This is a genomic window from Kitasatospora sp. NPDC093806, from assembly GCF_040683335.1.
Taxonomy (GTDB): Bacteria; Actinomycetota; Actinomycetes; order Streptomycetales; family Streptomycetaceae; genus Kitasatospora.
In genome coordinates this window covers 84,990-99,734 of record NZ_JBFBDO010000002.1, presented here as the reverse complement: position 1 = coordinate 99,734, position 14,745 = coordinate 84,990, and the positions used below count along the sequence as shown (strand labels likewise).

Genomic DNA, 14,745 nt, shown 5'->3' with positions numbered 1-14,745 from the left:
CGTCAACTTTCGCGAAGCGGGGGCGATATCGCAACCGATCCGAAAAATGATCATTGCTCAGGCATGAAAATATGGCGATTCCCGGCCACCTGGGGGCTGGTGGGTGTTATGGGGAGCCGAATCGCGTTTCCGGTTCCGCTGATTGTCCGAATGCGACGCGGGGCGGGGCCGCCCGAGTGGGGTGGCCCGCCCCGCGCACGGCGCGCCGCGCTCGGTCGCTCAGTCGAGGGGGCGGACCGGCGGCAACAGGGGCGGCTCCGTCACCGCCCGCACGTCGTCGAAGGTCACGCCCGGTGCCGTCTCGACCAGCCGCAGGCCCTCCGGGGTCACGTCGACCACCGCGAGGTCGGTGACGATCCGGTCGACGACGCCCCGCCCGGTGGCGGGGAGCGTGAGCCGCTCGACGATCTTCGGCGAACCGTCCCGCGCGGTGTGCTCCATCACGACCACCAGCCGCCGCGCGCCGTGCACCAGGTCCATCGCGCCGCCCATGCCCTTGACCATCTTCCCCGGGATCATCCAGTTGGCGAGGTCGCCGGCGGCCGAGACCTGCATCGCGCCGAGCACCGACACGTCGATCCGGCCGGCCCGGATCATGCCGAAGGAGAACGCGGAATCGAAGAAGGAGGCCCCGGCGCCGACGGTCACGGTCTCCTTTCCGGCATTGATCAGGTCGGGGTGCTCCTCGCCCTCCACCGGGTACGGCCCGACGCCCAGGACGCCGTTCTCGGAATGCACCACCACCCGGACGCCCGGCGGCAGGTGATTGGGGATCAGCGTGGGCAGGCCGATGCCCAGGTTGACGTACTGGCCGTCGCGCAGCTCGCGCGCCGCCCGCCCGGCCAGCGCGTTCCGGGCGTCGAGGGGGGTCGGTGCTGTCTGAGCGGTCGGCGCGGTCGGCGCGGTCGGTGTGCTGGGTGTGGTCGGCATCGGTGCTCAGGCCTCCTGGAGTGCGGTGCGGGCGGGGCGGACGGTCCGGCGCTCGATCCGCCGGTCCGCGGGATCGGCGCCGACCACCCGGTCGACGTACACCCCCGGGAGGTGGACGGCGTCCGGTGGCAACTCGCCGGGCTCGACGATCCGGTCCGCCTCGACCAGGGTGATCCGCCCGGCCGTCGCGCAGAGCGGATTGAAGTTCCGGGCCGCGGTGTGGAACACGCAGTTGCCGTGCCGGTCCGCGACCTCCGCCCGGATCAGCGCGAAGTCCGCCGTGATGGCCTCCTCCAGCAGGTAGCGGCGGCCGCCGAACTCCCGGACCTCCTTCGGCGGCGAGGCCAGCGCGACCGAACCGTCCGCCGCGTAGCGCCACGGCAGCCCGCCCTCCTCGACCTGGGTGCCGATCCCGGCCGGGGTGAAGAACGCCGGGATCCCCGCGCCCCCGGCCCGCAGCCGCTCGGCGAGCGTGCCCTGCGGGGTCAGCTCCACCTCCAGCTCGCCGGACAGGTACTGCCGCGCGAACTCCTTGTTCTCCCCGACGTACGAGGAGGTCATCCGGGCGATCCGCCCCGCCCGCAGCAGCAGCCCGAGCCCCCAGTCGTCGACGCCGCAGTTGTTCGACACCACGCGCAGACCGGTGGCGTCCGTGGCCGCGAGCGCGCCGATCAGCGTGCTGGGGATGCCGCAGAGGCCGAAGCCGCCGACGGCGAGCACCGCGCCGTCGGGGATGTCCCCGACCGCCTCGGCGGCGGAGTCCAGGACCTTGTCCAAGGTGTCACCTCGTAGAAGGGAGCGAAGGGGGAGTGTGTGGAGCGGGGGCGGGACCAGGCCTTTCGGGGGCCGCCGTTCGGGCCGCCGTCCGGGGCCGCCGGCCCGTGGTCAGCCGTCGCCGGTCCGCGCAGCGCCCTGTCCCCCCGCCTCACCAACCGTCACGTCGACGGGCCCGCCGGGGCCATGGCGGACGCCGCCACGCCCGCCCGCCGACGCATGGCGCACGGCCACACCGGGCCGTCACCGGACGCGCGCGAGGCCGGCGGTATGGCCGTGGCCGCCACAGCCACGCGGGCTGATGCGTGCTGCGGGCACATGTCGCAGCCCGCACGCCCCACCTACGGTTCCGGCATCCACCCCCGCAGCACCCCCAGGAGCCGGTCATCATGCGCAGCTCGACAGCCCCCACCAGGACCGCCTCCGGCACCCACGCGGGCGCGACCCCGTCCGGCCGCCCCGCACGCAGGCTCCTCGCCGCGGCGGCCTGCGTCCTCCTCGCGGCCGGCTGCGCCAAGGCCGGGACGGCGGGCACCGGCGCGGCGGACGGCGCCGGGGCCAAGAGCCCGGTCAAGGTCGGGCTCGTGTACTCCAAGACCGGGCCGCTCGCCGCCTACGGCAAGCAGTATCTGGAGGGCTTCAAGGCCGGGCTGACCTACGCGACCAAGGGCACCGGCGCGGTCGACGGGCACAAGATCGAGTTCGAGGAGCAGGACGACGCGGGCGACCCGGCCAAGGCGGTGTCGGCCGCCAAGGACCTCATCGGCAAGGGCCACAAGATCCTGGCCGGTTCCACCGCCTCCGGCGTGGCCCTCCAGGTCGGGCCGATCGCCGCGCAGAACAAGGTGCTCTTCATCAGCGGCCCGGCCGCCGCCGACAAGGTCACCGGCCTCAACAAGTACACCTTCCGTTCCGGCCGCCAGTCCTACCAGGACATCCGGACGGCGGCCTCGTTCATCGGTGACGCCAAGGGCCGCAAGGTCACCGTGCTCGCTCAGGACAACGCCTTCGGCCAGGCCAACGTGGCCGCCGTCAAGGGCGTGCTCGGCGCTCAGGGCGCCACGGTCGAGGCGGTGCTCGCCCCGCCGAGCGCCACCGACCTGACCCCGTTCGCGACCCAGGCCAAGACCGCCAGGCCCGACCTGCTGTTCGTGGCCTGGGCGGGCGACACCTCGGCGGCCCTCTGGACGGCGCTCAGCCAGCAGGACGTGTTCGCCGACACCAAGGTCGTCACCGGCCTGGACCTCGCCGCCTCCTACCCGCTGTTCGGCCCGGCCGGCGAGAAGATCTCCTTTCTGAACCACTACTTCGGCGGGGCCGCCGGTACCCCGGTGGAGAAGGCCATGGACGAGGCCGTGACCGCCGCCGGCGGCAAGTCCGACATCTTCACCCCGGACGGCTTCACCGCCGCCCAGCTGATCGTGCACGCCATCGAGGCCAACCACGGCTCGGCCGACGACACCGCCGCCCTGGTGAAGGCCCTCGAAGGCTGGAGCTTCGACGGGGTGAAGGGCCGGGTCACGGTGCGCGCCGAGGACCACGCGCTCCTCCAGCCGATGTTCCAGGTCCGGCTGACCGGCACCGGGGCCGCTGCCAAGCCCTCGGTGGAGAAGACGCTGACCGCCGACGAGGCGGCGCCCCCGGTCACCCCGATGGCGGGTTGATCGCCATGCCCGGCTCCGCTGATTCCGGTACCTCTCCCGCCACCTCCCCTGCCGCCTCCTCTGTCGCCTCTCGCACCGTGCCCGCGCCGGTGCTGCGGACGGTCGGCCTCGGCTGGTCCGTCCGTGGTGTCCCGATCGTCGAGGACGTCTCCTTCTCCGTCTCGGAAGGCGAGTTCATCGCCTTCATCGGCCCCAACGGCGCCGGCAAGACCTCCCTGTTCAACCTGATCTCCGGCATCTACCCCGCGACTCACGGCCGGCTCGAACTCGACGGCGCCGACATCACCGCCGAGCCCGTCCACGCCCGCGCCCGCCGCGGCCTCGGCCGCACCTTCCAGACCTCCTCCCTCTGGCCGGGGATGACTGTGGCGGACCACGTCCGACTCGCCGCACAGGCCGCCGCCGGACCCCGGGCCTCGTACCGGCTCTGGCGCCGGGCCGACCGCTACCGGGAACAGGTGGCCGAGACCCTGGAGCGCACCGAACTCACCCACCGTGCCGACACCTTGGCGAGCGCCCTATCCCACGGCGAGAAGCGCAAGCTGGAACTCGCCGTCCTGCTGGTCTCCGATCCTCGGCTCATCCTGCTGGACGAGCCGATGGCCGGTGTCAGCGCGGAGGAGGTGCCGGCGCTCACCGCTCTCATCCGCTCCGTCCACCGCGATCTCGGCCGCACCGTCCTGATGGTGGAGCACCACATGGACGTCCTGCTCGACCTGGCCGACCGGCTGGCCGTGATGCACCACGGCACGCTGCTCGCCCTGGACGCACCGGACGCGGTGATGGCCGACGCCACCGTGCAACAGGCCTACCTGGGGGAGGCGTTGTGACCATGCACTCCTCTCCTGAGCCGTCCTCCGCCCACTCCTCCCAGTCCTCCCTCTCCTCCTCCGGTCGTCCCCTCCTCTCCGTGCGTGATCTGCGGGTGGTCATCGACGGGCTGCACATCCTGCACGGCGTCGACTTCGACGTCGCGCCGACCGGGGTGACCGCCCTGCTCGGCCGCAACGGCGCCGGCAAGACCACCACCGTCAAGGCCGTGATGGGCCTCGTGCCGCGCACCGGCGGCATCCTCTTCTCCGGATCCGAGATCTCCTCCCTCCCGACGCATCTGGTGGTCCGCCAGGGCATCGGCTATGCCCCGGAGGACCGCGGGATCTTCGCCGGCCTCACGGTCGCCGAGAACCTCCGCCTCGCCGAACGCGACCGGGACGCCGAGCCCGACTACCGGCTGGTCCACGAGCTGTTCCCCGAACTCCAGCAGCGAGCCGGCCAGTTGGCCGGAACCCTCTCCGGCGGGCAGCAGCAGATGGTGGCCATCGGCCGGACCCTGCTCAACCGGAACCGGCTGATCATCGCCGACGAGCCCACCAAGGGCCTGGCGCCGAAGATCGTCGCCGAGGTGGCCGAGGTGCTGGCCCGCGCGGCCGAGGCGGTGCCGATCCTGCTGGTCGAGCAGAACCTCGCCCTGGTCCGCCGGCTGGCCGGCACCTGCGCCGTCCTGGCGGACGGCCGCACCGCCCACCAGGGCGACACCGCCGAACTGTTGGCCGACGAGGACGCGGCCCGCCGACTCCTCGGAGTCGGCAGCCACCGCCCCGGCGGCGGCCGGGCCCCGAACACCGGCTCACCGGTAGTCGGCTCCCCGGCAGCCCCGAACGCGGCCGCCCCTGTCGTCACCACGGAGGTGAACCCCTGATGGACACCGTTGTCCTCCTCTCCTGCACCGGACTCGGTCTGGGCGCGCTGTACTTCCTGGTCGCCTCCGGTCTGTCGTTGATCTTCGGTCTGATGGACGTGCTCAACTTCGCCCACGGCGCCCTGCTTTCCATCGGCGCGTACGCCACCTGGTGGGCCGGTGCCGAGGCCGGTCTCTCCTTCTGGCTCGCCGTGCCCTTCGGCACGCTGGTCGGAACGGCCGCCGCCGTCCTGCTGGAGCTCTCCCTCATCCGGCCGCTCTACAGCCGCCCGCGCGACCAGATCCTCGCCACCGTCGGCGTCGGGCTGGCCGTGCCCGCGCTGCTGATGGGCGTCTGGGGCGCCGACGCCCGCCCCTTCCCACAACCCGCGCTGCTCTCCGGCACCTGGCACCTGCTCGGTGCGACCGTCCCGGTGAACCGCTTCGTGCTCGTGGCCGCGGCCGCGCTGCTCCTGCTCGTTCTGAAGTTGTTCCTGGCCAGGACCCGCTACGGCCTGATCGTCCGGGCCGGGGTCGAGGACCGGGCGATGGTGACCGCGCTCGGCATCGACGTCCGCAGGGCGTTCACCCTGGTCTTCGCCATCGGGGGTGCCGCCGCCTCGCTCGGCGGCGCCCTCGGCGGCCTCTACTTCGGGTCGGTCAATCCCGGCCAGGGGACCGGCCTGCTCATCTTCGCCTTCGTGGTCGTCGTGATGGGGGGTATGGGCTCCGTCACCGGAGCCGCCGTCGCGTCCGTCGGCGTGGGCCTGGTGCAGCAGTTCGCCAACTACTACACCGCGGCCGGCCTCGGCGACCTCTCGGTCGTCGTCCTGCTGGCCGTCCTGCTCCTGGTGCGACCCCGCGGACTCACCGGGAGGCTCGCGTGAGCACCGACCCCTCACCCGCGAGCACCGGTGGCACCGCCGCCGATCGCACTGACGTCACCTCAGCACGCGGCACTGACAATGACGCGGCCGTTTTCGGCCCAGGAGGTCGCGAACGAGCCGAAATCCCTCGAACAGGTGAATCAATGGCAAATCGCTCGACACCGCCGCGTCGATGGCTACGCTGGTGGCCGATCGCTCTGCTGATCCTGTTCCTTGTCGCCCCATACAGTGCGCTTCCCGTTCCGGGACTGCTCGACGGCCCACTCGGCAGCCCGGGAAGTCTTCAACTCATCGCCCTGTGCCTGCTCTACGGGGCCCTCGCCTCCGGCTACGACCTCCTGCTCGGCCGTACCGGACTGCTCTCCTTCGGCCACGCGCTCTACTTCGCGACCGGCCTCTACGCCACCAACCTCGCCATGCTGGAGCTCCGGCTGCCGTTCGCCGCAGCAGCGGTCTTCGGCGTCGCCTGTGCCGTCGCGCTGGCCCTGCTCCTCGGCTCGGTCAGCCTCCGCGTCACCGGCATCGGGTTCTCCATGGTCACCCTGGCCTTCGCGCAGGCCGGCTCGATCCTCGTCCAGCGCAACCCCGGCGGCCTGACCGGGGGCGAGGAGGGCCGGTCCGCGCCGGCCGACCGGTTGCCCGCCGCCGTCCTGGGCATCGAGAACACCGCCAACCTCTACTGGATCGCCCTCGCCTACCTGGTGCTGACGCTCGCCGCCGTCCACTGGGCCGTCGGCTCCCCGGCCGGCCGGGTCTGGGAGGGCATCAAGGAGAACGAGCGCCGGGTGGAGGTGCTCGGACTCCGGCCCTACGGATACAAGTTGGTCGCCTTCGTGCTCGCCGGCGGCCTGGCCGGAGCGGGCGGGGTGGTCTACCTGCTGCTCACCGGTGGCGCCACACCGCAGGCCGCCACCTCCGACGCGACCCTCTCGCTGCTGGTGATGGTCGTGCTCGGCGGATCCGGGACCCGCTGGGGCCCGCTGCTCGGCGGAGTCATCTACACCTGGGCCGGTCACCGGCTCGGCGACCTCGCCAACTCCGCGGCCATCGCCGACCTGCCGGCGATCCTGCGGGTCCCGCTCTCCCAGCCGCTGTTCCTGCTGGGTGCGCTGTTCGTCGCCGTGGTCTACGTGCTGCCGGGCGGCCTGGCCAGGCTGCCCGCCCGGATCCGCGCCGCCCGCTCCACCCGCTCGGCCCGCGCGACCGGCCGGGTGATCACGCCCAACATCCGTCCCACAGGAGGTAATCCCGCGTGAGCCAGCCCGCGAGCCCCTCGACGCCCCCGCCGTCGAACCAGTCGCCCTCCCGGACCGAGCAGTCGGCGGTCCCAGGCCCGCCGTCGGTCCCGGAGCAGCTGGCCGTCCCGGTCCCCGGCGGCGAGCTGGCCGTGCTCCGCTGGCCGGCCACCGTACCCGGGGCCCCGACCGTGATCGCGGTGCACGGCATCACCGCCAACGGCCTCGCCTGGTTCGAGGTCGCCCGCCGACTCGCCGGGCGGGTCACCCTGCTCGCCCCCGACCTGCGCGGGCGGGGCGCCAGCCACACCCTCGCCGGGCCGTACGGACTGGCCCGTCACGCCGACGACGTGGCGGCGCTGATCACGGCGCTCGACCTGGGGCCGACCGTGGTGGTCGGCCATTCCATGGGGGCCTGGGTGACGGCGCTGACCGCCGTCCGCCACCCGGAGCTGGTCAGCCGGGTGCTGCTGGTCGACGGCGCGGTCAGCTTTCCGCTGCCCGAGGGCGTGAGCGAGGACGAGGTCCTGGCCGCCGTGCTCGGCCCGGCCCTGGCCAGGCTGTCGATGACCTTCCCCGACCGGCAGGCGTACCGGGAGTTCTGGCAGCGGCACCCGGCCCTCGCCGCCGGCTGGTCGGCCGGGATCGACGCCTACACCCAGCACGATCTCGTCGGCAGCGAGCCCGAGCTGCGCTCCTCCTGCGTACTGGCGGCGGTCGAGACCGACGGGGCCCAGGTGCTGCTGGACCAGGAGGCGATCGGCGCCATCCACCGGCTGCGCTGCCCCGGCGAGCTGCTCTGGGCGGAGCGCGGTCTGCTCGACGAGCCGCAGGGCCTCTACGACGAGAAGCGGCTCGCCGCCGTCGGACTGGACCACGACCACCCGGTCACGGCCTCACCGGTGTCCGGCACCAACCACTACTCGATCCTCTGGGGCGAGGCCGGGGCCGAGGCGGTGGTGCGGTCGCTGCTCGGGTCCTAGCCGGCCGCGCCGAGGAAGGACTCCCAGCCGCCGGTCGGAGCCTGCCCGACGTTCAGCGTGCGCAGCTTGCGGAGGGTGGACTGGTCCTGCACCTCCATCCACTCGACCAGCTGCTTGAACGAGACCAGCCGGACCTCGGGCTTGCCGGCGACGGTCTTGAGCACCTCCTCGACGGCGTCCATGTAGATGCCGCCGTTCCACTGCTCGAAGTGGTTGCCGATGAAGAACGGGGCGCGGTTGCCGTTGTAGGCGCGGTCGAACCCGGCCAGGTAGGAGTCGCGGGCCTGCGTGCGCCAGTCGTTGTACTTGGCCGGGTCGCCCTTGGTGCTGCCGCTCGACTGGTTGGCCAGGATGTTGTAGTCCATCGACAGCACCTGGAAGGTGTGCCCGGGGAAGGGGATGCTCTGCAGCGGGAAGTCCCAGACCTTCCCGTCCTGCACCTTCTGCGGCCAGATCTGCTGACCGCCGGAGGAGCTGGCGTCGTACTTCCACCCCAGGCCGGCGGCGGTCGGCAGCAGGGCCTTCTGACCCTCCAGGCACGGGGTGCGGCCGCCTATCAGCTCCTTCTTGTAGTCGAAGGGGAGCGGGTCGACGTCGGTGAAGCCGGTGTTGGTCCGCCACTGGGTGACGAAGCCGACGGCCTGGTCTATCTCGCTCTGCCAGTCCTCGGGGGTCCACTTGTTGACCCCGTTGCCGTCCGAGCGGGTCGAGCAGAAGTGGCCGTTGAAGTGGGTGCCTATCTCGTGGCCGGCCAGCCAGGCCTGGCTTATGAGCTTGATCGTGCTCTTCACCGCACCGTCCGACAGATAGGGGATGTCGGAGGCGCCGACCGAGTGCTTCGGCGGGTGGTACAGCTCCGCCTTGCCCTTGGGCAGGGTGTATATGCCGGAGAGGAAGAAGGTCATCGAGGCCTTGTGCTCCTCGGCGAGCTTGAGGAACCGGGGGAACTGGCCGTCCTCGGTCGCGCCGGCACCGTCCCAGGAGAAGACCACGAACTGCGGCGGGCGCTCGCCCGGCTTGAGCTTCTCCGGCTTGGGCTGGTTCGGCTGCGGGCCGGTGTCGGAGGTGGAACCGTCACCGATCGGGGTGCCCTTGGTCGGGCTCCCGGTGGGGCTGCCACCGGTGGGTCCGGTGCTACCGCTGTTGCCGGCCGGGGCCGATCCCGACGCCGAGCCCGAGGCCGAAGGCGATCCCGAACCGCCGCCGGAACAGGCCGCCACCGCTCCGAGAGCCGCAGTCGCGGCGGTGGCTGTGAGCACGGTCCTGCGCGAGATGCTGCTCATCGTCTCCCCTGATTGCCCCCGACCGGGTCGTGATCGCGTTCGAGGCCGCGCCGGTCAAATCGGACAAATGATTGATTTTCCGTCGTTAGCATGGCATGCGGACGCGTGGATCACCAAGGAGCCATGGCCTGCCGGAAGAGAACACGCACGGCACGCTTGTGCGGGATGCGAAGAAGTGTCTTCTGTTGCCGTCCTGTGACGCTTCGCCCGTTTTCGGGCAGGGCTGGTCGCGGCGGCAGGCGCCCGGGCGGTGCAAGCGTGGGTGCGGCGGGGGCGGGTGCGGGGGCGGGGGCGGCGTCAGCCGAAGGAGATGCGGCGGTTGCGGCGCACGATCCGCGCGATGGCGGTGCTGACCACGGTGGCGGCCGTGCAGGAGACCGCGAGGCTCAGCCAGGCGGTGTCGAACCAGTGGCTGTTGAGCCAGCCCAGGGTCACGATGTAGGCCGCCCAGATCATCGCGGCCAGCGCCGACCACCGGAGGAAGCGGTAGGGGTGGGCGGCGGGGGAGTGGCCGATCGCCAGGTCGAGGACGGTCCGGCCGGCTGGCACGAACCGGGCGACCACCACCATCGCGGCCGCCGCCCGGGTGGTGCGCCCGTCCAGGGCCTGCTGGACCCGCTCCACGCTGGCCGCCAGCTTCGGCCGGTGCTCCAGGCGCCGGCGGAGCATCGGCGCGCCGCGCCGGGCCAGCCGGAGCAGCAGCAGGTCGCCGAGGAACGAGGCCATGGCCACGCCGAGGGCCAGCATGAAGGGGGCGCCCTCTATCTGCGCCGTCTTGAGCACGGCGAGGATGACGAGTGTGCCGCTGGGGATGAAGGGGAGGAAGGCGTCCCCGAGGACGGCGCAGAGCGCCAGGGCACAGATCCATGAGGATCCCACCAGCGTCGCGATGTCCACGTTCTTGCTCCCTCCAGGCTGCCCGGAGGAGCAGTGACTGCGGGGGACAACGCTAGCGCCTCGACTTTTCATGCCATGAAGCACCCCGGCTGTGTGGCGGCTCACACGCGCTGGCGCTCGCGGGGGGCCGCCGCCGCCGGGCGGGCCGGAATGGCGCGAGCCCCCGGGGCGGGGTGCCGCTCCGGGGGCTCGCGGGGATCGATCGGCGCTGGTCCAGCCCGACGATCTTGCTGGTGAGTGCGGATCCGGTTGGGTGACCCGCTCCTGGGCCCTAGCCTGCCGGAGGTCGGCCGCCGATCGCGAGCCCTGGGGCTGGCGACTTCCCGCGCTGGCGTGAAGTCGCCACCGGCGTCCGACAACTGTCCCGCCGTCAGATCGGCGGCCGCCGGCCGAAGCCGTCGGGGCAGGTCGGAGAGGGCGGCGTGAAGCTCCCCGATTCGGGCCCCGAACCGGGGAACAAGCGGCCCCCGGAACGGGGTTGACCACTGTCGGCACCGGCGGCGGCACCCACCGTCGACCGGTGGACGGCGCCGGTGGGCAGCACCGGCGGACGGTACCCACCACGGCCAGGAGGACGGACGGCATGACGACCGAGGACCGGCAGGAGAACCAGCGGGAGGGCGGGGCCGGGGCGAATGCGCCGGACCCGATCCGGGGCACCGTGCGGGGGACGGCGCCCGCCCCGCTGTCGATTCTCGACCTGGCCACCGTCGGGGTCGGCTACACGCCCGCGCAGGCGCTCTCCGTGACCACGGACCTGGCCCGCAGCGCCGAGAAGTGGGGCTACCACCGCTTCTGGGTAGCCGAGCACCACGGCATGCCCGGGGTCGCCAGCTCCACCCCCGCCGTCCTGCTGGCCCATCTCGGGGCCCACACCACCACGCTGCGGCTCGGCTCGGGCGGTGTGATGCTGCCCAACCACGCCCCGCTGGCGATCGCCGAACAGTTCGGCTTGCTGGAGGCGCTGCACCCCGGCCGGATCGACCTCGGCCTCGGGCGGGCCCCCGGCACCGACCCCGCCACCGCCCGCGCCCTGCGCCGCGGTCTGACCGAGGGCGGCGACGAGTTCCCCCGCCAGCTCACCGAGCTGACCCACTTCCTCGACGGCAGCTTCCCGGGCGACCACCCGTACGCCCGGCTCACCGCCGTGCCGAAGGGGGACGGGCGGCCGCCGATCTGGCTGCTCGGGTCCTCGGGCTTCAGCGCCCAGCTGGCCGGCCGCCTGGGCCTGCCGTTCGCCTTCGCCCACCACTTCAGCAGCGCCAACACCCTCCCGGCGCTCGACCTCTACCGCTCGGAGTTCCGTCCCTCGGCCGTCCTCGACGAGCCGTACGCGCTGATCGGGGTGGGTGCGGTCGCGGCCGACGACGAAGCCGCCGCCCGTCGCCTCGCGCGCTCGGCGGCGCTCGGGATGCTCCGGCTGCGCCGGGGCACTCCGGGCCCGATCCCCACTCCCGAGGAGGCCGAGTCCTACCCGTACAGCCCGGTGGAGGCGGACTTCATCGAGGACTGGCTGGGCAACGTGGTCCTGGGCTCGCCGGGTGAGGTGGCCGACGGGCTGGAGGCGCTCCGCAAGCGGACCGGGGTGGACGAGCTGATGGTGACCTCCAACATCCACGGGCACGAGGCGCGGCTCCGTTCCTACGGGCTGATCGCCGAGGCGTACGGCCTGACCGGCCCGCAGGCCGAGACCGCCTGAGCCGGTCCCGCACCGGCCCGCACCCGGTCCGGACGAGGTGGACGCGGCCGGGTGCGGGCGGCGAGTGGGTGCGGGCGGCAGAACCAGGCCTGCTCGTGCCCGTCGGCTCGCCCGCCGACCCGCCCGTCCGCAGGCTCGGCCCGGACCTACCGCTCGCCCGGGCCGGGGCGGCCGTCCCGGCCGTCGCGGAGTATCGCGGCGACGAGCTCCGCCTCGCCCGGGCGGGCGAAGTACCAGCCCTGGGCGGTGTCGCAGCCGGTCAGCCGCAGCCGCTCGGCCTGGGCGGCGCTCTCGATGCCCTCGGCGGTGACGGTCAGGCCCAGGGTGTGGGCCAGCTGCACCATCGCGCCGACGATCTGCTCGTCGGCGTCGCTCCGGCGGGAGCCGAACGCGGGCAGCTCGGGCCGGCCGCCGACCGGCGCCGGGTCGCGGAACCCCTCGATGAACGTTCCGTCCAGCTTCAGGACGTGCACCGGGAGCCGGGAGAGGTAGGCCAGGTTCGAGTAGCCGGTCCCGAAGTCGTCGATCGCGATCCGGACGCCCATGTCGGCGAGCGCCTGGAGGGCCTGGAGCGGACGCCCGCCGGGGCCGAGCAGCGCGCTCTCGGTGATCTCCAGCTGCAGCAGCCGGGCCGGCAGGCCGGTGCGGTCGAGCGCCTGCGCGACGTCGGCGACCACGTCGGAGTCCCAGATCTGGCGGGCGGCGAGGTTCACGCTCACGAAGGTCTCGGTCTCGGGGAACTCGGTCAGCCAGCACCGTGCCTGGCGGCAGGACTCCTCCAGGACCCACTTGCCGAGCGGCACGATCGCCCCGGACTCCTCGGCGAGCGGGATGAACCGGTCCGGGGAGAGCGTCCCGTAGCGGGGGTGGCGCCAGCGGACCAGGGCCTCGGCGCCGTGTACCGTGCCGTCGGCGAGACCGACCAGCGGCTGGTACTCGATGGTGAACTCGCCGCGCTCCAGGGCCGGGCGCAGCGCGGTGGCGAGCAGCTGGCGGGTCAGCTGGTGGGCCCCCCGGTCGGGGTCGTAGAGGGTCCAGCGGGCCCGGCCGTCGGCCTTGGACCAGTAGAGGGTGGCGTCGGCGTCCTTGACCAGGTCGGTGGGCGTGGTCTCGTGCACGGAGCGTTCGACGACGCCGACGCTGGCGGTGACCACCAGCCGGTGGCCGGCCACGTCGAAGGGGCGCTCCAGGGCTTCGAGGATCCGGGCGGCCAGGTCGGTCAGCTGCTCGCTGCCCGTGCTGTCGGTCACCAGGACGGCGAACTCGTCGCCGCCCATCCGGGCCACCAGCCGGGTGCCGTGGGCGGAGAAGCCGCGGCGCAGCCGGGTCGCGACGGCGATCAGCAGCTGGTCGCCGATGTGGTGGCCGAGGGTCTCGTTGATCGCGGCGAACCCGTCGAGGTCCAGGTAGCAGACGCCGACCCGCCGGCCGTCCGCAGCGGGGCGGTCGGCCCCGTTCCGCTCCGCACCGGTGGCGCCCACGCCGACCGGGCCCGCCGCCGACGGGACCCCGGCGGCCGTCGTGACGGCGGAACCCGCGGCGGTCGCGGCCGCCGTCCCGGTCGCCCCCGCCGTCGCCCGGTCGGGGGTGAGGCAGGCGGCGTCGAGGCGCTCGAAGAAGTAGGTCCGGTTGGGCAGTCGGGTGAGCGGGTCGTGCAGGGCCTGGTACTCCAGGCGGTCGCCGAGTCGGCGCTGCTCGGTGATGTCCTCGACCAGGGCGAGGGTGTAGAGCGGGCTGCCCGCGGCGTCCCGGATCAGCGAGACGGTGACCTTGCTCCAGACCGTCCGCCCGGCGCGGTGCTTGAGCTGCTTCTCGACCCGGAACCGGTCGCGCTCGCCCTGGACGAGCGCCGGGAACAGGCGGTGCGGCATGCCCTCGGGGTCGACGATCTCGTGGATGTGGGTCCGGACCAATTCGCCGACGCCGCGGCCGGTGAGGGCGGCGAAGGCGGGGTTGACCTCGATGATCCGGTCCTCGGGGTCGATCAGGGCCATCCCGATGCCGGCGTCGCAGAAGGCGGCCCGGAACCGGGACTCGCTGGCCCGCAGGGCGGCGAGCAGCCGGTCGCCGCCCTCGGCGGCCGGCCCGGTGCCGCCGGTTCCCCCCTGGGCGCCCGTGGCGCCGTTGCTGCCATGGCCGTCAACGGTTCCGCCGGTGCCGATGGAGGAGTCCGCAGCGCGGGCGCTCCCGCTGCCCGCCGAGCGGTGGGTGTCGTCCGAGAGCGGCGTCGAGCAGGTGGGACAGAAGAGCAGGTCCCCGTGGCCGACGGAGTCGTAGGGGTCGGCCAGCGCCGTTCGGACCCTCTGGGCGGCCGGGGTGGCCGGGGCGGCCTGGGCGGGCTGGACGCCCGGGGCGGTGCCGTTGGCCGGATGGAGGGCGGGCGGCGGAAGGCGGCGGCGTGGCCGTGGTTCCTCGTGCCGCACGCCTGGGTGGTGTGCGTCGGCCCCCTCGTTCTGGCCCGGCACGGCATGCTCCCGTCCGCTGCTGACGCTTGATGCTGGTCCGGCCGGTCGCCCGATTTCGGCGGCCGACTCCGCACTCTGTCGGGGCTCTCGGGGGTCGGGGTCCGGCGGAACGCTCGGGACGGAGCGGCCGGGTGGAAACCCGCCTGAGGAACCGTGAGGAACAGGGCGCTGCGGCCGATCATAAGTCGCGATGGCAACGCGCGGTGACCGCCGCCAGGGTGATTCGTCGGCTTTGGGGTCAAGTGTGCCG

Annotated in this window: 12 protein-coding genes; 7 read left to right on the top strand and 5 right to left on the bottom strand. The window is 73.1% G+C overall.

Going from position 1 to position 14,745, the window contains the following annotated elements:
- Positions 1 to 219 precede the first annotated feature (219 nt).
- Entirely contained in the window at positions 220 to 930 is a 711-nt protein-coding gene (locus AB0N76_RS02715; protein WP_363552379.1) for a 3-oxoacid CoA-transferase subunit B, read from the bottom strand.
- Positions 931 to 936: 6 nt separating this feature from the next.
- Positions 937 to 1,707, bottom strand: coding sequence for a CoA transferase subunit A (locus AB0N76_RS02710; RefSeq protein ID WP_363552377.1), 771 nt, complete (start codon positions 1,705 to 1,707; stop codon positions 937 to 939).
- A gap of 386 nt (positions 1,708 to 2,093) precedes the next feature.
- Here AB0N76_RS02710 and AB0N76_RS02705 point away from each other — a divergent pair, with 386 nt between their 5' ends.
- The 6 genes from AB0N76_RS02705 to AB0N76_RS02680 all read left to right on the top strand — a co-directional run bounded on the left by AB0N76_RS02705 (position 2,094) and on the right by AB0N76_RS02680 (position 8,151).
- A complete protein-coding gene (locus AB0N76_RS02705; RefSeq protein ID WP_363552375.1) occupies positions 2,094 to 3,368 on the top strand; it encodes a substrate-binding domain-containing protein in 1,275 nt (424 codons plus the stop codon).
- Positions 3,369 to 3,445: 77 nt separating this feature from the next.
- Positions 3,446 to 4,198 carry an ABC transporter ATP-binding protein gene (locus AB0N76_RS02700; protein WP_363552373.1) on the top strand — a complete coding sequence of 251 codons (753 nt, stop codon included), beginning with the start codon at positions 3,446 to 3,448 and terminating at the stop codon, positions 4,196 to 4,198.
- A 2-nt stretch (positions 4,199 to 4,200) separates the two neighbouring features.
- Complete coding sequence (locus AB0N76_RS02695) at positions 4,201 to 5,067, top strand: ABC transporter ATP-binding protein (RefSeq protein ID WP_363552657.1); 867 nt, start codon at positions 4,201 to 4,203, stop codon at positions 5,065 to 5,067.
- A complete protein-coding gene (locus AB0N76_RS02690; protein ID WP_363552371.1) occupies positions 5,067 to 5,933 on the top strand; it encodes a branched-chain amino acid ABC transporter permease in 867 nt (288 codons plus the stop codon). The genes AB0N76_RS02695 and AB0N76_RS02690 overlap by 1 nt, the downstream gene beginning before the upstream one ends.
- Before the next feature lie 143 nt (positions 5,934 to 6,076).
- Positions 6,077 to 7,189, top strand: a complete 1,113-nt coding sequence (locus AB0N76_RS02685; RefSeq protein ID WP_363552369.1) for a branched-chain amino acid ABC transporter permease — start codon at positions 6,077 to 6,079, stop codon at positions 7,187 to 7,189.
- A 98-nt stretch (positions 7,190 to 7,287) separates the two neighbouring features.
- Positions 7,288 to 8,151 carry an alpha/beta hydrolase gene (locus AB0N76_RS02680; protein WP_363552655.1) on the top strand — a complete coding sequence of 288 codons (864 nt, stop codon included), beginning with the start codon at positions 7,288 to 7,290 and terminating at the stop codon, positions 8,149 to 8,151.
- Here the strand turns inward: AB0N76_RS02680 and AB0N76_RS02675 are convergent.
- Together AB0N76_RS02675 and AB0N76_RS02670 are read right to left on the bottom strand one after the other, a co-directional pair.
- Positions 8,148 to 9,434, bottom strand: a complete 1,287-nt coding sequence (locus tag AB0N76_RS02675) for a hypothetical protein (RefSeq protein WP_363552367.1) — start codon at positions 9,432 to 9,434, stop codon at positions 8,148 to 8,150. The genes AB0N76_RS02680 and AB0N76_RS02675 overlap by 4 nt on opposite strands.
- Before the next feature lie 297 nt (positions 9,435 to 9,731).
- The gene (locus tag AB0N76_RS02670) at positions 9,732 to 10,331 is read right to left on the bottom strand and encodes a hypothetical protein (protein WP_363552365.1); all 600 of its coding nucleotides are present in this window, start codon (positions 10,329 to 10,331) and stop codon (positions 9,732 to 9,734) included.
- A 583-nt stretch (positions 10,332 to 10,914) separates the two neighbouring features.
- Between AB0N76_RS02670 and AB0N76_RS02665 the strand changes: the two genes are divergently transcribed.
- A complete protein-coding gene (locus AB0N76_RS02665) occupies positions 10,915 to 12,030 on the top strand; it encodes an LLM class flavin-dependent oxidoreductase (protein WP_363552363.1) in 1,116 nt (371 codons plus the stop codon).
- Between the two features lie 146 nt (positions 12,031 to 12,176).
- On the opposite strand, the gene AB0N76_RS02660 is transcribed toward AB0N76_RS02665, so the two are convergent.
- The gene (locus tag AB0N76_RS02660) at positions 12,177 to 14,453 is read right to left on the bottom strand and encodes an EAL domain-containing protein (protein ID WP_363552361.1); all 2,277 of its coding nucleotides are present in this window, start codon (positions 14,451 to 14,453) and stop codon (positions 12,177 to 12,179) included.
- Positions 14,454 to 14,745 lie beyond the last annotated feature (292 nt).

Excerpts from the sequence above, each read along its gene's own strand:
- AB0N76_RS02715 (WP_363552379.1), bottom strand. The coding sequence starts at position 930 with ATGCCGACCACACCCAGCACACCGACCGCGCCGACCGCGCCGACCGCT.
- AB0N76_RS02705 (WP_363552375.1), top strand. The coding sequence starts at position 2,094 with ATGCGCAGCTCGACAGCCCCCACCAGGACCGCCTCCGGCACCCACGCG.
- AB0N76_RS02695 (WP_363552657.1), top strand. The coding sequence starts at position 4,201 with ATGCACTCCTCTCCTGAGCCGTCCTCCGCCCACTCCTCCCAGTCCTCC.
- AB0N76_RS02690 (WP_363552371.1), top strand. The coding sequence starts at position 5,067 with ATGGACACCGTTGTCCTCCTCTCCTGCACCGGACTCGGTCTGGGCGCG.
- AB0N76_RS02685 (WP_363552369.1), top strand. The coding sequence starts at position 6,077 with ATGGCAAATCGCTCGACACCGCCGCGTCGATGGCTACGCTGGTGGCCG.
- AB0N76_RS02675 (WP_363552367.1), bottom strand. The coding sequence starts at position 9,434 with ATGAGCAGCATCTCGCGCAGGACCGTGCTCACAGCCACCGCCGCGACT.
- AB0N76_RS02665 (WP_363552363.1), top strand. The coding sequence starts at position 10,915 with ATGACGACCGAGGACCGGCAGGAGAACCAGCGGGAGGGCGGGGCCGGG.